The sequence below is a fragment of the Patescibacteria group bacterium genome (assembly GCA_018817085.1).
Classification (GTDB): domain Bacteria; phylum Patescibacteriota; class WWE3; order CG2-30-40-12; family CG2-30-40-12; genus CG2-30-40-12.
Genome location: JAHIUT010000040.1, coordinates 1 through 19,593, shown reverse-complemented (window position 1 = coordinate 19,593; position 19,593 = coordinate 1). Strand labels below are relative to the sequence as shown.

The following is a 19,593-nucleotide window of genomic DNA, read 5'->3' as shown; positions in this document are numbered from 1 at the left end:
GTTCCCATCTTCGGACTCCTGCTCGGGTTCAGACTCAGGTTCAGATTCCGGGGAAATCCGACGAAGGACTGCCCCAATCCCACGGACAACGTCACCCTGGTGCTCCGCAAGAGCACCTTGCGCTTTGGACAGCGTGTCCTGCGCTTTCTCGGCATCCTCTTGTGCAGTGGACAATTCCGCCGCTTTCTCCAAAACCAAATCCTCCGCAGTGCGGAGGGCTTCCTCTGCCGTCTTCAAGGCGGCAACCAGCTCCTTACGACCTGCCATTTCTCTCTCCTTTTCCGCCCAAGGCGGATAGATACACAGATTATACCCAGAGAAGCTCCCACAGCGGGAGTCCTCGCTTTCCACAAATCACACACCGGGTGTGTAAAAACCTTCACACCCGGTGTGGGCTAAGATCGGACAGGGGGATTTACCAACAATAATTCTTGTCTCTCGGCAAAGAGTATAGCAGATTTTTCCCCCTTTGTCAACCCTATGGGATACATTTAAAATTATTGACACTCGCAGGAAAAAATGTATTGTAAATATGATAAGAACTTTTTGTTCTTTTCAGTAAAATTTGCTGCGGTTGCGGAAGACAATGCTTGCCCTCCCTGCGGCAATAAAAAAGAAACCCCGATTGAAAAGTCGGGGTTTTTTGTTTGAAAACAAAAAGGGACTACCCCTGCCCGCCTCTGGAGGGCCGAATCGGGGTAGTCCTTAATTGAAAAATAGGACAGACTTTAAACCAATTCCAAGGATTTAGACTCCTTGAAATTTGACAATTTCAAGGAGTGTGATAACCTTATATTAATGAAACTTTTACCCAGAATTTATGAAAATTTAGAGAAATATCTCAAACCGAATAAGGTCTTGATTATATTCGGTCCCAGGCAAGTGGGTAAAACTACCCTATTGGAAAGTTTTCTAAACAACACCAAGCTGAAATACCGATTAGGTTCTGGGGACAACATAAAACTGCAACAAATTTTTTCCTCGCAAGACTTTGATCAGATTCTGGGTTATGCCAAAGGTTACGAGCTTGTAGTTATAGATGAGGCTCAAAAAATTCCTAATATTGGTATTGGATTGAAAATACTGGTAGATCAGCAACCCGGAATAAAGGTTGTTGTTACCGGATCTTCCTCCTTTGAATTATCTGGGCAGGTGGGAGAACCATTAACAGGCCGCAAAACTTCCCTCACACTTTTTCCGGTATCGCAAATGGAGCTACTTGCAATCCACAACCGGCAGGAATTAAAGGAAAAGCTTGCCGAGTGGCTAGTCTTTGGCTCCTATCCCGAAGTCATAACTTCAGAAAAGAAAGAAAAACCAATAATACTTGCGGATATAGCCGAGGCATATCTGCTAAAAGACATATTGGAGCTAGAAAGCGTTAAGGGGTCTAAGATTCTCTTGGATCTTTTAAGGCTTTTAGCTTTTCAAGTGGGAAATGAAGTTTCGCTAACAGAGCTTTCGCAAAATTTGGGGATTGATTATAAAACAGTTGCAAGATATTTGGACCTTTTTGAAAAATCTTTTATTCTCTTAAATATTCGCGGATATTCGGGAAATTTACGAAGCGAGGTAACGAAAAAGAGCAAGTATTACTTTTATGATAACGGTGTGCGAAACGCGATTATTTCTAATTTTAACGATTTAGAATTAAGAGACGATGTGGGAAAACTCTGGGAAAACTTTCTTGTAGTAGAGAGACTCAAATACCAGCATTATAAAAATCTTTTCTCTAATAATTATTTTTGGAGAACTTGGGAGCAACAAGAGATTGATTGGGTAGAAGAAAGGGAAGGAAAACTATTTGGGTATGAATTTAAGTATTCAAGAACAAAGGCAAAAAATCCGAAGTTGTTTTTGGAAACCTACAAAAATGCCGCGCTTAGTACGATAAACAAGGATAACTACTTGGATTTTGTGTCCTAAATCTCACTACTTCGGGGTAGTCCCTTTCCATCTAAATTTCATTCGGGTGTGAACCCGCCCAACTTTCTCTTTCTTCCCGTAATTTACCTTGTATCTGCGGCATCCTATGCCGCCAATTTCTTAATTCTTAACTAAGGTTTATCCTTGTTACAGCTTATAAATTATGAGAGGTTACAAGGATAATCCTTAAATACTAGATACTAAACCCTGGCAGGGGAAAATTTACCAACAATGATTTTTGTCTCTCGGCAAAGAGTATAGCAAACTTTTTCCCCTTTGTCAAACCTATGGGATACATTTAAAATTATTGACACTCGCAGGAAAAAATGTATTGTAAATATGATAAGAACTTTTTGTTCTTTTCAAGATAAATTGCTGCGGTTGTGGAAGATAATGCTTGCCCTCCCTGCGGCAATAAAAAAGAAACCCCGATTGAAAAGTCGGGGTTTTTTATTCTTATCCAAACAAATTATTGACAATTTGTATAGTGGCGATGTACAATTTACACATATAATGATTAAAAGAACCGCAGAAACTTTTATAACCCAATATCTAGAAAATAAAAACAACAGCAAGATATTATTTATTTGGGGTCCTAGAAGATCTGGAAAAACCACATTGCTTGAGAAAGTTAGCGCTGATATTTCCGTACCAATCTTCAACTTTAATCTTCTCTCTGACCAGGAACCCTTTGTCCCTCGGCGGGAAATTTTGGCTAAGTTAGCCGCTTCCCATCCAGTGATACTAATTGACGAAGTGCAATATTTCCCGGAATCTACTGTTGCCCTAAAAGCTCTTCACGACGAATTTAAAATAAAGGTTATAGCCACAGGAAGTAGCGAATTAAGGCAGAAGTCAAAAAACTTTGACAGCCTTGCCGACAGGTACAACGAAATTTTTTGCCTTCCTTTATCACTTGAAGAAACCTTAAAACACGAAACTCTTCCTCTGTACAGAATTGAGGAACAAGCAAAACAACTTGCCGAAGACTTTCAGGTTTTCGGCTCTTACCCCGAAGTTGTAACTATGAGAAAAACCGCTTCGGAAATGGAAATAGCCGATAAGCTCGAGAAGATTGTGGATGCTTATATTCTCAAAGACATTATTGAAATTTATGAATTGAAAAACGCCAAACTCGCTAAAGACATCCTCACAAAAATTGCTCTCCAAACTGGAAGCGAAGTATCGCTTAGAGAGATAGCTTCAAGTCTACAAGCAAATACGGCAACCGTGGCAAACTACATAGAAATATTTATTAAAAACTACATTCTTATTGCCCTCCCCTCTTTTAAAACAAATGTCAGGAAAGCCGTTTCCGAAAACCGCAAGTTGTATTTTTGGGATTGCGGTATCCGAAACGCGCTAATAAAAGATTTTAGAAAAACCGAGCTTAGACCCGATAAAGGCGGGGTTTTTGAAAACCTCGTAATTTCCGAAGTATCAAAAGTTATAAAAAACCATCGCCTAAAACTGAATTTATACTTTTATCGCGAATACGGAGGCAAAGAGGTAGACCTTGTAATAGAAGATTATAAAAAGAAATACACGGTTTTTGAGATAAAATTAACCCCACAAAAAGCAAAACCAATTTTCCCCTTACCGCACAGTTTAAGCACAATAACGCCAGGAAATCTTCTTGAATCTCTGAACAAACTTACACAAACCGTCCTCTAAAGATTTTCAAGCCAATCATTAGAACCTCCAAAGTATTGCAAACTCTAATGAACGGACAACGGTGGCAGGATGATCCTGGCTAACACCGTTGTCCGAGAAAAATACCAAAACTTGTTGATTTTAACCTTTTGTTCTTGAAGCCTTTATTTTTTAGGACATTCAAAAACTTGGGTCTTTCCTTCTGAAGCCACCTTGTGGCTCGTCCTGGATGAACCAATCTCGAAAGACTGTCACGCAAGCAGAAGGCAGGAGTTGTCAACAAATCCCCTGTCAGGTTTTTCCCGAGGAGTCCAGCCCCCCCGCGTTTTTCGTCGGTTCGCGCAGTTGCGAATGCGGGAATGGGTTTAAACCCATTCCCCCGTTCACAAATTCAAATATCAAAATCCATTGGGGTACGAACCCTAAAGGGTTCGACCCCTAAAACATCCGCCAAAGGCGGATTGATCACTGGTAAATTCGCCATTGCTCATCAACCAGTGAATCAAATTCAATAATTATATTATACCATACTACAGGGTGTCTGTCAATGGGGTTTGATAGCTCCCCTATTCCATTTTAGATTAGCTGGGAAAAAAGAATGCCTTCAATATCCGTAAACCTTTTGCTTATTACAAAACTATTCTCTATACCAATTTCCAAAGCGAGCTTTTTTAGCCTTGTTACATCCTTTTTTACCGCAAGAGATTTTACCTCAAAAGCAGTTTGTTTATCCAAAATAAAATCTATTTCCGAAACTCCCCTTTTATTGTAATAAGACACTTCTCCAAACTTGCTCAACTGATTATAAATAGAATTTTCTAAAATTTGCCCCTCGGAAACCTTGCCAACAATGTTTAGCAAACCGTTGTCGCAAAAATAAACTTTTCTCCCCCCAGCAACTGACCTGTCCACACTTTTAGAAAACCTAGGCGCAAGGTACAGAAAAAATATACCCCGCAGAAATTCCAAATAACTATACACTTTCACCCGTTCAACCCCAAGCTCGCTTGCGATTCTTGTAACATCAAGCAATGACCCAACTCTAGGAACCAAAAGGAGAATAAGATCGCGCAATTCTTTGGTATCTTTGTAATCGGAAAGAATTTTTAGATCCTTTTCAAAAAAGGACGCAAAAATATTTTTCAAAACCTGCCTTTTAGTCTCCTCATCCTTCGTAACCACAACCTCAGGAAAACCCCCATACAACAAAAAATCTTCATAATCCGCTTCCACTTTTTTATATTCAAACAAATTCCCTTTAGCAAAGGTTTTATCCTTATTTTTGGACAAAGCCGCATCTAAAGAAATTTTGCCTTTAAAATATAGATACTCCCAAAAATCCAGCGGCTTTAGAACAAACAGGAACTTTCTCCCAGCTAAACTTTCGGGAAACAAGTTTTTTAGATAAAAACTGGATGAACCCGTAACAAGAAACTTTACTCCAAAATGATCAAGCAAGTACTTGATAATTTTGGTTATTTGAGGAAAATTCTGAATCTCGTCTACAAAAACATAAATGGTTTTACCCCCAACCCCCGCACCCGACATTTTTACGATATTTTCGTAAATGTTTTTGTAGTCAATATCCTCAAAAAGCTTTTGGTCCAAAGGGTTATCTAAATCAAACCAAACTTTGGGCTTGCCCTCCAAATAATCATAAACTTGCCGCAAAAGCGTAGTCTTCCCCACTTGACGCATACCAGTAACCACAAGAGCATTCTTGTGAGAAATATGCTTTTCCAGCTCATAAAATAACAACCTCTTTTTTTGTCCTACAATGTGTTCGTTATTCATATACAAATATACGGATATTTGTAATTAATCTTACACCACAGATAGCGGGTGTCAACAGGCAAAAAGGGTAATAAAGTTATTGACATTGCGTCAGTATTGCCATACCATTATGACTAATATGGACGGAACAATACTAATAACAAGCAGATATCAAATCCACATCCCATTAGAGCTAAGACATAAAAGAGTCCCCTTTTCTGTCCCTTGCTGGAAAATATAAAAACAAAAAGAAAATTCCCGCTGATAAAATAAGAGATAACATTGATTATTCAGAAATATGAAAGTATTTATATTAAAACATCCGCGGAGATATTAAAAACACTGTTAATTCATAGGGGTTAGGCGCAGAATATCATTTTGCCCGCCGAGGTTTGAATTACTCTTTTAACCACAACTTCCATCGCATCTTTGCCAATAAAACCACTGCCCTCCTCTACCACCACCATCGTCCCGTCGTCTAAATACCCCACGCCTTGACTTGCGTCTTTTCCCGGCTGGATAACTTTTACAGTAATTTTTTCCCCCGGCAAAATAACCGTCTTTAAACAATTAACAAGGTCGTTGATATTCATAACCTTTACCCCTGAAACTTTTGCCGCTTTGTTTAAATTAAAATCCACCGTTGCCAACCTGCCTCTATATTTTTTAGCCAACCGAATAAGCCCCTTGTCCACCTCCTCATTAGAATTACCCGCCAAAATTTTAAAGTTTTTGCCTTTTGCTTTTTTTATCTCATTTAAAATATCAAGCCCTCTTCTACCTCGCTGACGACGAACCGAATCTTTGCTGTCGGCAATATGACGAAGTTCCTGCACCACACCATCGGAAACAATTACTAAAGAATCCAAAAACCCCAACTTTATAACCTCCAAAATCCTGCCGTCAATTATAGACGAAGTGTCCAAAATAACTGGAGAACCTTCCCGCTTTTTAATGTCCTCGTCCGTAGCTTCCCTTCGGCTGGTTTCCTTTTTTATTTTCGATTCCCGTATCCGCTCTGATTGAACTTTTAGAAAATCGGAAACTACCCTCTTTAGAACTTTAAAGAAAAGATTTTCAAACCAGCGCGATACTCCTTTTGCTATGCGAGGGGAAAACAAAAAGACAACGGACCCCAACATAAAACCTATTAAAACTTCCGCCAAATTTTCAAACCTTAAAAAAGGCGCGTTGTTAAAATGCCCTACCCCCGCCCTGTTAAAAGCAAAGAAGAAAAAAGCCAAAGACACCACAACCCTGATAACCGAAGACATTAATTTTTTAGATGGTTTTAAGTTCATAAAGAACAATCTCAAACCGCAAAACTCAAATATCAAAAGTTACGAAGTAAGTTCGCTCCGCGAAGTCACAACTTAAATCTCTGTTTTAATTTCTTTAGATTTAAGGTTTTGAGATGTGGTTTTAACATTTGACATTTGAGCTTTGAGCTTTTTTTACGCCCTCCCCCACCGTCCTAACGGTTTGGGGACTAATTACATTACTGTACCCCAACCTTTTGGCTTCGCTTACCCTTTTTTCAGTATGCGGAACCCTTCGCACTTCCCCAGAAAGCCCCACCTCTCCAAACACTGCCAATTTGTCGCTAAGCTTAATGTCGCAAACCCCGGAATAAATTGCTAAACAAACCGCCAAATCGCACGCAGGGTCGGTTACCCGTAAACCCCCCACAATATTAACATACACATCAAAATTGGAAAGTTTTAAAGATAACCTTTTTTCTAAAACCGCGCATAATATCTGAACACGATTTATGTTCATTCCCGACGCGGTTCTTCGCGGATATCCAAAAGAGGTTTGCGAAACCAATGCCTGGACCTCAATAGCAAACGGACGGGAACCTTCCATAGAAATGGTAATTGCCGAACCGGATACATTTGCGAGTCTCTCGCTAATAAAGCAGGACGAGGGGTTTAACACCTCTTTCATTCCCTTATCGTCCATCTCAAACACCCCCGCCTCGTCCACACTCCCAAACCTATTTTTGTTACTTTTTAAAATTCTAAACAAATGATTTCTGTCCCCCTCAAGATATAAAACTGTATCCACAATGTGTTCAAGAACTTTGGGGCCGGCTATTTCCCCCTCCTTAGTTACATGGCCTACTAAAACTACGGGGATTCCCAACTTTTTGGCAAGCTGGGTAACGCGAAAGGAACATTCCTTCATTTGTCCTATAGAACCAGACATACCAAGTAAGTCTTTGGTATATAGGGTTTGAATTGAGTCTAAAATTACCAAAGAAGGTTTTTCATTCTTGGAAAAATTGTTTAAGAGGTTTATTAAGCTATCCACATTAGTTTCGCTGGCAAGGTTTATAAGGGAAGAGGAAATATTAAGTCTTTTGGCGCGAAGGGCAATTTGTTCCACCGACTCTTCTCCAGAAATGTACAGGACGGCGCGCGAATTTTGTGAACCTGCGGCTACGGCGTTGGCTACCTGCAAAAGAAGGGTGCTTTTTCCGATACCCGGCTCCCCTGCCAAAAGAACCACTTGCCCGCTAACAAAACCTCCGCCCAAAACCCGGTCAAATTCGGATATTTTTGTTTTTAAGCGGGATTTTAATTCTACTTTAATAGCGGAAAGAGGCGCAACAGAAATTTTTGGTAAGGATAACCCTGCTCGTTTAGATTTAGAAGGGACGGATATAGTGGTTTCGGCTAAAGTGTTCCACGACCCGCAGGAAACGCAGTTACCCGCCCATTTAGGAAAAGATTCTCCGCACACCGAACACACAAAAACATTGGAGGATTTCATAATTTAAGTATAACATTTTTGAATAAGGATACTCCTTTTTTAATTCCTAAATCCGAAATTAGGGCAAGTGGTATAACAGATTCACTGAAATTAAAGGTTGACACTTCGTCTCATAATGATACGATTGTGATATATGAACGACACGAATATTTCTCCAAGGCAAAGTTTAATATTAAATTATATTAGTCCCTCTGATGGTATTAGCCGAGGGGAACTGGAAGAAAAATTAAAGCCATCTTATATCGTTTCCAAGCCAACTTTAATAAGAGATTTGGATATTCTTTTGAAATTGGAATTAGTAAAAATTGTGGGAAAGGGAAAAAACACAAAGTATATTCCTTTAATAGATAATCTTCTTCTAAGACCTTTTGACATTAATAGATATTTTGAAATGGACCCCGACAATCGTGTTGGGGCTAAGAAAAGCTTTAATTTTAAAGTCTTTGATAATTTAGAAATCCTTTTTTATGAAAAGGAACTTGCCCATATACAAAGCGAAATCAAAAGCTTTAAAGCGGAAACTAAAAAACTTTCCCCCGATATTTTAAAAAGAGAGTTGGAAAGGTTTACCATTGAGCTTTCTTGGAAATCTTCAAAGATAGAGGGAAACACTTATTCTCTTTTAGAAACGGAAACTTTGATAAAAGATAACCGGGAAGCGCGTGGAAAAACTAAAGAAGAAACACAGATGATATTAAACCACAAAGATGCTTTTAATCAGACTCTAAAAAATAGGAGGGATTTTAAGAGTATTAATATGTCTCTAATAATCCAATTGCATAATATTTTAGTGGACAAACTAAGTATTTCTTCCGGTATCCGAAAACAAGCTGTGGGTATAACAGGAACAGTATATGAACCTTTTGATAATGAGTATCAGACTAGAGAGGCGATGGAAAAATTTATTAACGCGGTTAATAGCGCTTCTTTGGTTTTAGAAAAGGCCTTAATAATAAGTTTTATGCTCCCCTATATACAACCGTTTGCGGATGGAAATAAAAGAACTGCGCGAATGCTCGCAAATGCGGTTTTGCTGGCTTACGATTTATATCCGTTGTCTTATAGAAATGTGGACGAGGACGAATTTAAGAAGGCGCTAATACTATTTTACGAGCAAAACAGTATTGTTTATATAAAGAAAATTTTTATGGAGCAGTTGCTATTTGCCTCTAAAAACTATTTTAAGTAAGATTCCCCCTTTGATAAAATACGATTGCTTCGTCACTCGCCTACAGCGCGTTCCTCGCAATGACGCCGTGTCAATAATCGTGAGTAGTTACATTTATCGCATTAAAAAGGAGGTCTGTACCTGTTTCTCCGCTTTCTCTGCGCTATCAAATAAATCCACTTTTTTATCCAACTCCGCAAGTCTTCTTTCGGCAATTTTTACATACTCTTCATTAACATCAATACCTATGTATCGCTTTCCCAATCTCTTGGCAGCTACCGCAGTAGTACCGCTACCAACAAAAGGATCAAGCACAATCGCATCTTCCGAAAAAGCGGACAGCTTAATTAAATACTCGCACACTGCTAAAGGCTTCACTGTCTTGTGGTCGTTGTAATGCCCTTTTTCATTCTTTGATGGTTTGGACAAAAGGAAAACTTTGTCTATCGCCTCACTTATTTTGTCCACCGAAAACACATTCGCGGGATACATATTATTCCCAATTCTTATATTTGTGTTGAATAGTCCAACCCCGTGTTCTAGCATATTGTTCAAATAAGTTTGACCCGCGGGCTTCTGCGCCATAGCAATCGGCTCAAAGCAGGACTTAATTTGCGGAGTTTTCCATCCGTTCAACTTATCTTTGATCTTTTCTTTCGCTTCCTCATCAATAGACATCTTTTTAATAAAATGCTCTACTCCCATAGCCTTAGCTTGGTTTTGAGTATAAAGCCATATAAAAGTATCCCTTATTTCAAAACCTGCGTCATCTATCGCGCAAACCATTCTGTGATAAAGCCTGGGGCTTGAGAAAGAAAAGAAAAAACCTCCCGGCTTTAGCACTCTAAAAAGCTCTCCTGATATTTTTAGGTACCAACTGTAAAATCTTCTCCCCTGCTCGCGATCAAATTTCATTCCGGCGGGCAGAGAATTAACCGCATAGAAATTACTCTGCTTTGAAACTTTTTTATCATCCCAACGATTATCCATCTTATCTAAGAAATAGGGGGGGTCCGTTAGAACGATATCTATTGAACCACTTTCAATTTGGGACAATACCTCTAACGCATCTGCGCAGATTATATTATTTATGAATTTGTCATTTTTCACATTTTACCCCCCTGTTTCTTACAGTTCGAGGTTTTTTACCCTCAAATTCGGCATATAGAATCCTGTAAATTTTCTTTCTAACACCTTTATCAAAGTTTCTGACAAAACTTGCGTCCGCCAATTTTATAACCCGACCTTTGTCGTCGTAAACCCATCTATTTCTATCCCCCATATTACATTTCTGACATTGGGGAATTATATTTCTGACGGACAGGGGTTTATTCGGATCCATATGCGCCTTTTGGAGTATGGTTTTAGTCGCAGGCCAATGGAAATGAGGTTTATTCTCTTGGGAACCGCAAGTAGCGCACCGAAAGTTATATTGCTCTTTTATATCCTCCCAATTGTCTGTTTCAGAAAGCCTATGCCCTCGCTTAAAACTAGGATAAGGCTGTTCTAATGTGTAGAGCTGATATTCCCCTCTTTTTATTTTCAAAACAATATTATCCCGCCCACCAGCAACTATCCACCAACCCGCTTGCGCGCCTAGATGACGAGCTTGTTGCACATCATTTGTGTTCGGATAATAACTTCTAACAAACTTGGTTAATTCCTGTTTGCTCACTTTTCTTGTATTGGGGTAGTCATAAGCGAGATAAACCAAAACAAGAGCATCTTTCGTAAACTCCCGCTTATTTGTGTAAAGCTTTGGTAGTTTAACTCCAAATTGTTTCAAATACTTTTCATGATATTCGCAAATACTTTTGTAGAGGCTCTCTATAGATTTTTTGTTCAGAATGAGGTTGTCCAACATATTGTCCATTACTTCTCTATTCTAGCACAGAACCTCCTCACTTATATATTTTGCTTTCGGTGATTTTTCGTACGCTCAAAGCGAGCTTGCGGTTTTCGGGTTCCATTGAAATAATCAAAGCGGAAACTTTGTCGCCAACATTAAGGGGTCCTGCCGTTTCGGATATATGAATAAGCCCTTCTATTCCCGGCTCAACTTCTAAAAAAGCGCCAAAAGGCATAACCTTTGAAATACGCCCAGAAACTTTAGCGCCCACAGGATATTTTTTTGCTATACCTTCCCAAGGATTTTTCAAAAGCTCTTTTATGCTCAAACCCAATTTTCCTTCTTTTTTGTCAATACTTATAACCTTAACTTTAACCTTGCCACCGATTTTAAAAATATCGTTTAGGTCAGCTATTTTTTCCCACGACACTTCGCTGATATGAATAAGACCGTCAACCCCGTCGCAGTCAACTAAAACGCCAAAAGCCAGTATCGCTATAACAAAACCTTCAAGAACTGCGCCCGTTTTTATGGTCTTTAGCTTTTCTCTAACTTCTTTTTCAAGTTTGGCGCTCTCCAGCTCTTTTTCAGATAACACTATTCTATTTTGCTCGCGGCTAACCTCAATAATTTTAACCTTTAAAGTTTCGCCCAAAACATCAATAAGTTTTTTATTTATATCGCGCAAACCCACCTCCGCAGTCGCTTTATTAAATTCGGCAAAATGCGCTTTGCTTAAATGAGAAATGGGCACAAAACCGCGAAGACCCTTTGCCTCAACCAAAATACCCCCCTTGTTGTACTCTATAACAGTCACTTCAAAAGGATCGCCAGTTTCAAAAAGTTTTTGCAAATCTCGCCAGCCTTTTTCCTTTTCGGCTTTTCGCAAAGAAAGAACTAAATAACCCCTATAATCTTCCGGCTTAATAACAGTAACAAGAACAGAATCGCCTTTTTTAAGGTTTTTATAGGAACCGAACTCCCCCGATAGCTCGGAACCCGAAATTATACCTTCGCTTTTGGCGCCAACATCCACAAGAATTTCACTATTGGAAACATTAACAATAACACCCTCCATAACATCTCCCGCGGAAAAACTTTTAGGCATAAACTTTTCGTCTAAAAGGTCGGTCATAGAACGGGCTTTATTCAATTTTTTGGTAGTGGTTTTTGCCATATCTTTGTGGTACTGGCAATGAGTTATTTTCCCGTCCCAACTCAGTTGGGAAGTATCTTCACCGCTGGTAGTCTTAACTGCTCTGTTCGGAATGGTAAGAGGTGTTTTCCTACCGCACCAATCACCAGCACCACAAAAAAGACAAAAATACAAAACAACGGCTTTCTCAAAAATACAACAATACAACAATTATTTTGCAGTCTTTTAGCAACTATGCGGTTAAGGACACTTAAAAAAGGATGGAGGGTCAATTAGTACGGCTTGGCTAAACGCATTACTGCGCGTACACCTGCCGCCTATATCCGGTAGTCTCCCGGTAGACCCCACCCGCCCGAAGGCGGGTCGCAGTTAATCTTGAGGTGGGCTTCGTGCTTAGATGCTTTCAGCTCTTATCCCGACCAAACATAGCTACCCAGCAATGCTCTTGGTAGAACAACTGGTACACCAGAGGTTTGTCCCTTGAGGTCCTCTCGTACTATCAAGAGCTCCTCTCAACTGCAAACGCACACCGCGGATAAAGTCCGAGCTGTCTCACGACGCTCTGAACCCAGCTCGCGTACCGCTTTAACCGGCGAACAGCCGGACCCTTGGGAGGGGCTACCCCCCCAGGTTGCGATGAGCCGACATCGCTGTCGGTAATAATCTACTATTACTAGTAGCACTGACTATATCTTCATCCCGACTAAAGGTCGGGAGATGGCGTATTATGAAAGTTAAAAACTTCCATCCGTTATACACTTGCGATGTATAACAAGTCGATACGGGGTTATATCAAAACTTTGTACTTCATACAATTAGGAATAAGATTTAGAATCAACTTATGCAACCTCCTTCCAGAAGAGGAAGATAGCCTAATCCTAAAATATTTCTTATCTCTATTTAAGGCACTTTCCAAACCGAATTGATTTTTAATAATTGCCCGCAAATGATTCTGCTCATCCACAGTGTATTGCTGAGTGTTAAAATACACAGAATCTCGACAATTACTCCCATCATCCATAAACCACACCGCTAAAGAAAAAAGTGTTAGTTTAAGGTCTGAAGGAATTATCTTTCTTTTTAATTCTTGGCTATAAAACATTTGGAAATATTTATTTAATAGATGCGTGCTTACAGTTGTAAACCTTACAGCCTCTCTATTTTTTCCACTAACTCTCTCTTTTGGAGGGGTTTTAACAATATCTTTTAAAAATTCATATTTCCACAAACAATATTCTTTCTGTTTTTTGGAATGATTGATTTCTAATAAAGTATTTGTTTTCCTCCTAAGAGAACCATCACCAAGAATTGTACCTATAATCAACTCGTTTTGTACTTTTGATAAACTTCCCACGGTATTGCCCATTAACTTCAATTATACACAAACTAAACCCGAAGTCAATTGGGGTTTCACCGTTATTAGCCATATTTTTGGTACAACATTACTATTGCAGCACCCCGATATTTTCTTTGAGGTGCCAAACCGGATCGTCGATGTGGACTCTCGGATCCGATAAGCCTGTTCAATCTATACTAGATTAGACTATATCTTCATCCCGACTAAAGGTCAGGAGATGGCGTATGATTTGCTGTTTGAAACAAACAAATCTCGCTACTAAAGCCACTCTTAAGTAGCCCTTTCGCTCAGTCGTTACGGGGTCAAAGAAACTTTGTAAATCATATCGGAAGATGCAAACACCTTAACCAACCCTACCAATTTTTTAGTATTGTCGGAATTGAAGTACAATGCATAACCTTTAACACCTTTTGAATAAACTTTTGAATTTATATCAAAGTTCTGGTGTATGGCAACTTGCGCTACAGTAGCTTCCTCCGAAGAAACTCTTCCCAAATACAAGTAAGATCCGCAGTGTTTTTTGCATAGATAACCAGCATCAAAAAACCACACTGCCAAAGAAATTGGGTGTTTCAATAAATCTCGCAAATTGCTAGGAATAATTTTTCTGCCTTTCGGATAGAAACCTTTCCTCAATCTGCCCAAATACGGTGTTGAGTTAGACTGATGTCTAACATATTTATAAGTTCTATTAGTTTTAGGATGAACACGCTCCATAAAAACCGGCCTGCCGTTAAAAAGCGTACCCAACATAGATACTTTCCACATTAGATACTCCTTTTGCTTGTAGCTATGCTCATACCTTAAACGAGCATTTTTACTACCAGTCTTTTGGATATAACCATCCCCCAAAATGGAACCTATAACAACGCCCTCTTGTTTTGGAGTTATTTTAATACTCATTACAGTTTCTCGACTTCCCACGGTATTGCCAATATGCTTATTTTATAGGCTTACCCAAAACCTAAACATATATGATTTCCACCGTTATTAGCCATATTTTAACATCTGATTACTCAGAAGAGGGACAACATAATTCTTATTTCAGAATTTATCCCTAGGGTAACTTTTATCCATTAAGCTCTGAGCCTACCACTAAGCTCTAGAGGATCACTAAGCCCTGCTTTCGCATCTGCTCGACTTGTAGGTCTTGCAGTTAAGCCAGCTTATGTCTTTACACTTACAGTCCGATTTCCATCCGGACTAAGCTGACCTTTGGGTCCCGCCGTTACCTTTTAGGCGGGGACCGCCCCAGTCAAACTGCCCACCAGACGTGGTCCTCCTCTACCTTATACGGTACAGGAGTAAGGCTTCCATTCCAGAAAGAGTGGTATTTCACTGTCGTCCCGCCCAAAGGGCGGGGCTCCCACCTATTCTACACAATCTAAAACAGTTGCCAGTGTCAAGCTACAGTAAAGCTCCATAGGGTCTTTTCGTCCTGCGGCGTGCAATCCGCGTCTTCACGGATACCGCAATTTCGCCGGGTCGATGGTTAAGAGAGCGCCCAAGTCGTTAAGCCTTTCATGCGGGTCGTAACTTACACGACAAGGAATTTCGCTCATATATTCTTATTGTCTCCAACAAGTATGGACCATCTCTTCCCCGATTAAATCGGGGCTTGGCGTATGGCCTCTGAGGATTTTAGATATTGCGATTTCTTCTTTCTATTCATACCCTCAATAATTTTAGCAAGGTCTCTCATTCCAAAGTCCTCTTTATGCATATTTTTATCCAACATATAAAGAATTTTGGAAAATTTGCCAAAGTCGGAGTATTTCGCCGTCTTTAGTTTATATTTACCAAAGAAAGGTACTATTTTTTCCTTTAGGTCCTTTCGGGACCTAACGCAATAGCGATACAAGTTTTCCCTATGACTGTCGTTTCGTCTATTCACATAAACATAACCACAACCAAAAAACTCTTTAACTGTTAAAAGAGCGGATAAACTTTTCTCGCCCTGTGTTATCACAAATTCCGGGAAAATCTGCCAGCCGCTTTTAGAAGTTTTATTTCTGAAAAGACTAACAGAAAAGGTACCTTCCCCATCTACGAAACCAACTAACCACCACACAATATCTAATCTTTCCTGCCACTTTTCTGTATCCGTTGCATTTTTACTACAATTGGATATTACCATATCTAAGGTAATATTCTACCATAGTAGCTTGAACATAACCAGATTTTGTGGCATATAGCCAAGTTTTACTAAGGCAACTACTTTCCGTGTAAACCTTAGAACAGTTATAGTTACTGCTGCCGTTCACCCGGGCTTAGCTCAAAAGCGTGAACCTTCGAGTTTAACCTACGGGCACTGGGCAGGCCTCACACCCTATACATCCCCTTACGGGTTAAGCAGAGTGCTGTGTTTTTGCTAAACAGTCGCTTGGGCCATTTATCTGCGACCAGCCTTGTGCTGTGCACAAGGTCGGCTCCCCTTCTCCCTAAGTTACGGGGTTAATTTGCCGAGTTCCTCAACCATCGTTCTCCCGTTCACCTTAATATTCTCTATCTGCCCACCAGTGTCGGTTTTCGGTACGGATTTAAAATATCTATAGTCTAGAAGGTTTTCTTGGAAACTTAAGTGGGCGGAATTTCCCAAAAAGGAATTCCCTACAACTCGCCTTTTTCCATCCCGAAGGACGGTCTTTCGCAAATGTGGATTTGCCTGCATTCGCTGACTTGTTGCTTAGACGGCCAACCATACAGCCGCTCCGCTTATCAAACTTCGTCACTCCATTGACAGATATTTCAAAGTAACGGAATATTAACCGTTTGTCCATCCCCCATCCGCCAGCTGGCGGACTACGGTTAGGACCGACTAACCCTTCGCCGAACAACGTTGCGAAGGAAACCTTGGGCTTTCGGCGTCCCGAATTTTCATCGGGATTACGCTACTCATGCCTGCATTCTCACTTCCTGCCGCTCCAGTCTAACCTCACGGAAGACCTTCACCGCTACAGGAACGCTCCCCTACCACCCGCCGTAGGCGGGTCCATAGCATCGGTACCGGATTTGAGCCCCGATAAATTTTCGGCGCAGAATCGCTATGCCAGTGAGCTGTTACGCACTCTTTAAAGGATTGCTGCTTCTGAGCCAACCTCCTGGATGTTTTAGCAATTCCACTTCCTTTCACACTTAATCCGGATTTAGGGACCTTAGCTGATGGTCTGGGCTGTTTCCCTTTCGTACCACGGAACTTGCTCCCGCGTACTGACTCCTAAAATAGAAACTTTGGCATTATGAGTTTGGTAGGAGGGCGTACGGTTTCCCGCCGCGTCTCCTTCCAGTATCTTTACCTCCAAAGCTCAACTTTTAAGGCTATACCTAAATATATTTCGGGGAGAGCCAGCTATCACCGGGTTCGATAAACGTTTCATCCCTAACCTCAAGTCATCCCAGCATATTGCAACATACATGGGTTCGGGCCTCCTCCGCCATTTACAGCGGATTCACCCTGCTCAAGGTTAGCTCACCCGGATTCGGGTCCAACAAACGCTACTAATCGGGCTATTAACCCTCGCTTTCACTACGGCTCCTCCGCCTTGGGCGGATTAACCTAACGCAACGCTTGTTAACTCGCAGGCTCATTCTTCAATAGGCACGGTGTTACTCGCGCGCAGCGCGAGAAACTCAAAGATTTGAGATTTCTTGTGCTACGCGCAAGCTCCACCAGCTTGTAAGCATATGGTTTCAGTATCTATTTCACTCCCCTAACCGGGGTTCTTTTCACCTTTCCCTCACGGTACTAGTTCACTATCGGTGACAAGAAGTATTTAGCTTTGGGGTGTGGTCACCCCAGCTTCCCACAAGGTTAGCGTGCCTCGTGGTACTCAGGAACACTGCTATTTTTGGTAATGAGCTTTCGTGTACGGGATTGTTACCCTCTATGATTGGTTTTTCCAAACCATTCCACCAGCTTTTCCCAAAAACATATGCAGGTCCTACAACCCCCACCAAAGGTGGGTTTGAGCTTTTCCCCTTTCGCTCGCCACTACTAAGGGAATTGTTTCTTTTCCTCCGGCTACTAAGATGTTTCAGTTCGCCGAGTTCCCGACCCACGCTACGCGAGAAAACTCAAAAGTCAAATGTCAAAAGTCAAAACCAAATCTCAAATATCAAAACTAAAGACAGAAATATTGTCTTTTAGATTTAAGATTTGAGTTGTGGCTTTGAGATTTGAGTTTTGAGATTTGAGATTCCCTGCGTAACGCAGGTCTACCCTGCTTGCGCAGAGCAAGGTTCCCCCATTCGGAAATCCCCGAGTATAAAGGTTCTTGACACCTCCTCGAGGCTTATCGCAGTCTAGCGCGTCCTTCATAGGCTTCTTGTCCCAAGGCATTCACCATATGCCATCTTTATCCTTTTTTGTCCTTAACCGCAAAATTGCCAAACTTTGCGATTAAATTAACTAATTGCTATTAAATTGACAAAGTGCGCGTGGACCGTACCAGACTCGAAGTTCCCCTACGGGGAAGTTTCCTTCGGAAAGGTGGTTACGATCTGGTGGACCCGGGCGGACTCGAAGTTCTCTTTCGCTTTGCTCAAGAGAAGTTTTCTTCGAAAATACGCCAACTTGTCCTCGTGGACCGTACCAGACTCGAACTGGTTACCTCTACATTGCAAATGTAGTGCTCTACCAGGTGAGCTAACGGCCCTGTAAATTTCTCTTGCGGGGGATTAAATCAAACTAAAGCTAAAAGAAAAAGCTATGTTTTCGTCATCTTAAATTTTTTAGCCATTATTTGAATTTTAACCATTCCGCAAGCATAATCAAATTACACAATTGCCAAGCCCTTGTCAATACCCCCTTCGCAAAGTATAATTTTTGCGCTATGGCAAAAAAACCAAGAAAAATAACCAAAGCGGTAATCGCCGCGGCGGGCTATGGCACAAGGTTTTTGCCCGCCACCAAAAACCAACCCAAAGAAATGCTCCCTATTATAGATAAACCCATTATCCATTATGTTGTTGAGGAATGTGTGGCATCCGGAATAACAGACATAATCATTGTATGCAGATTCGGTCAGCAAATAATGGAAGACTATTTTGATAACCATAGCGAACTGGAACATTATCTTTTATCAAACGGAAAGAAATCGTCCCTTGAAAAGATAATACATATTCCCGAAATGGCAAATTTTATATATGTAAGACAGAAAAAGAATCTGCCCTACGGAAATGGCAGCCCTCTTTTGGCGGTAAAAAATCTAATTGATGATGACGAGGCTTTCGCCTTTTTATTCGGAGACGACCTTGTTAAATCAAAAACCCCCTCCATTAAACAACTGATAGACATTTATGAAAAACACCATCCCGCCGCGGTTCTTGCGGTGCAGGAAGAGCCGTGGGAAGAAGTAAAAAGGTACGGGGCGATACGATATAAAAAGGATACCACAATAAATCAAATAGAGGAGATAGTAGAAAAACCCGAAGTGGAAAACGCTAAAAAAAGGTTGTCTAATAAGGTGCAGTTTGGGCGATTTATTTTCAGCTACAAAGTAATAGAGGCTTTAGGAAAAATCCCGTTAGGAAAAGGAGGGGAGCTTTGGATTACCGACGCTATGAATTATTTGGCGCAAAAGGATGTAGTTATAGCCCAACCAATTGAAGGTAAATGGCTTACTACAGGGGACCCTTTAAGGTACCTGAAGGCAACCGTGGAATACGCTTTGGAAAGAGAAGATTTGGGGAAAAGTTTTAAGGAGTACCTTAAAAGTAAAATAGCATAAATTACCCTATTTTAACTTTTGACCGCTTTAACGAACACCGAAGGACCGAAGTTAATGTAGGAAAGTGGTTTTTGCAAAACATCTTCCAACCTTAAAAGCACGGTCTCGGGGACAATTTTTTTTAGCAACGGATTTCTAAAGTTTGAAACGGACAATTTTTTCTCTAGTACAAATCCGTTTTTCTCCAAAACTTCTTTTACATACGCG

14 protein-coding genes, 1 tRNA gene and 2 rRNA genes are annotated in these 19,593 nt (G+C 40.6%); 4 read left to right on the top strand and 13 right to left on the bottom strand.

What is annotated here, in order from left to right; genetic code table 11:
- Window positions 1–267 (bottom strand): hypothetical protein (locus tag KJ678_03000; GenBank protein ID MBU1017107.1); only part of this gene is annotated, 267 nt, incomplete at its 3' end.
- 531 nt (window positions 268–798) lie between these two features.
- Between KJ678_03000 and KJ678_02995 the strand changes: the two genes are divergently transcribed.
- The gene (locus KJ678_02995; GenBank protein ID MBU1017106.1) at window positions 799–1,926 is read left to right on the top strand and encodes an ATP-binding protein; all 1,128 of its coding nucleotides are present in this window, start codon (window positions 799–801) and stop codon (window positions 1,924–1,926) included.
- 513 nt (window positions 1,927–2,439) lie between these two features.
- Window positions 2,440–3,600 (top strand): ATP-binding protein, encoded by a 1,161-nt coding sequence (locus KJ678_02990; GenBank protein ID MBU1017105.1) that lies wholly within the window; start codon window positions 2,440–2,442, stop codon window positions 3,598–3,600.
- A gap of 555 nt (window positions 3,601–4,155) precedes the next feature.
- On the opposite strand, the gene KJ678_02985 is transcribed toward KJ678_02990, so the two are convergent.
- The 3 genes from KJ678_02985 to radA all read right to left on the bottom strand — a co-directional run bounded on the left by KJ678_02985 (window position 4,156) and on the right by radA (window position 8,130).
- Window positions 4,156–5,373, bottom strand: coding sequence for an ATP-binding protein (locus KJ678_02985; protein ID MBU1017104.1), 1,218 nt, complete (start codon window positions 5,371–5,373; stop codon window positions 4,156–4,158).
- A gap of 338 nt (window positions 5,374–5,711) precedes the next feature.
- A complete protein-coding gene (locus KJ678_02980; protein MBU1017103.1) occupies window positions 5,712–6,653 on the bottom strand; it encodes a PIN domain nuclease in 942 nt (313 codons plus the stop codon).
- Window positions 6,654–6,774: 121 nt separating this feature from the next.
- The gene (gene radA, locus KJ678_02975; GenBank protein MBU1017102.1) at window positions 6,775–8,130 is read right to left on the bottom strand and encodes a DNA repair protein RadA; all 1,356 of its coding nucleotides are present in this window, start codon (window positions 8,128–8,130) and stop codon (window positions 6,775–6,777) included.
- 130 nt (window positions 8,131–8,260) lie between these two features.
- On the opposite strand from radA, the gene KJ678_02970 reads away from it, so the two are divergent.
- Entirely contained in the window at window positions 8,261–9,316 is a 1,056-nt protein-coding gene (locus KJ678_02970) for a Fic family protein (protein MBU1017101.1), read from the top strand.
- Window positions 9,317–9,409: 93 nt separating this feature from the next.
- On the opposite strand, the gene KJ678_02965 is transcribed toward KJ678_02970, so the two are convergent.
- The 8 genes from KJ678_02965 to KJ678_02930 form a co-directional block, all read right to left on the bottom strand.
- The gene (locus tag KJ678_02965; protein MBU1017100.1) at window positions 9,410–10,405 is read right to left on the bottom strand and encodes a site-specific DNA-methyltransferase; all 996 of its coding nucleotides are present in this window, start codon (window positions 10,403–10,405) and stop codon (window positions 9,410–9,412) included.
- Complete coding sequence (locus KJ678_02960) at window positions 10,395–11,159, bottom strand: hypothetical protein (protein MBU1017099.1); 765 nt, start codon at window positions 11,157–11,159, stop codon at window positions 10,395–10,397. Before KJ678_02960 ends, KJ678_02965 begins: the two co-directional genes overlap by 11 nt.
- A gap of 37 nt (window positions 11,160–11,196) precedes the next feature.
- The gene (locus KJ678_02955) at window positions 11,197–12,321 is read right to left on the bottom strand and encodes a S1 RNA-binding domain-containing protein (GenBank protein MBU1017098.1); all 1,125 of its coding nucleotides are present in this window, start codon (window positions 12,319–12,321) and stop codon (window positions 11,197–11,199) included.
- Between the two features lie 10 nt (window positions 12,322–12,331).
- Window positions 12,332–12,450, bottom strand: a 5S ribosomal RNA gene (rrf, locus tag KJ678_02950).
- Window positions 12,451–13,087: 637 nt separating this feature from the next.
- The gene (locus tag KJ678_02945; protein ID MBU1017097.1) at window positions 13,088–13,666 is read right to left on the bottom strand and encodes a hypothetical protein; all 579 of its coding nucleotides are present in this window, start codon (window positions 13,664–13,666) and stop codon (window positions 13,088–13,090) included.
- A gap of 285 nt (window positions 13,667–13,951) precedes the next feature.
- The gene (locus KJ678_02940) at window positions 13,952–14,560 is read right to left on the bottom strand and encodes a hypothetical protein (protein MBU1017096.1); all 609 of its coding nucleotides are present in this window, start codon (window positions 14,558–14,560) and stop codon (window positions 13,952–13,954) included.
- Window positions 14,561–14,625: 65 nt separating this feature from the next.
- A 23S ribosomal RNA gene (locus KJ678_02935) occupies window positions 14,626–18,023 on the bottom strand.
- Window positions 18,024–18,239: 216 nt separating this feature from the next.
- Window positions 18,240–18,312, bottom strand: a tRNA-Ala gene (locus tag KJ678_02930).
- A gap of 177 nt (window positions 18,313–18,489) precedes the next feature.
- On the opposite strand from KJ678_02930, the gene KJ678_02925 reads away from it, so the two are divergent.
- Entirely contained in the window at window positions 18,490–19,386 is an 897-nt protein-coding gene (locus KJ678_02925; protein ID MBU1017095.1) for an NTP transferase domain-containing protein, read from the top strand.
- 11 nt (window positions 19,387–19,397) lie between these two features.
- On the opposite strand, the gene KJ678_02920 is transcribed toward KJ678_02925, so the two are convergent.
- A partial coding sequence (locus KJ678_02920) for a hypothetical protein (GenBank protein MBU1017094.1) occupies window positions 19,398–19,593 on the bottom strand: 196 nt, incomplete at its 5' end.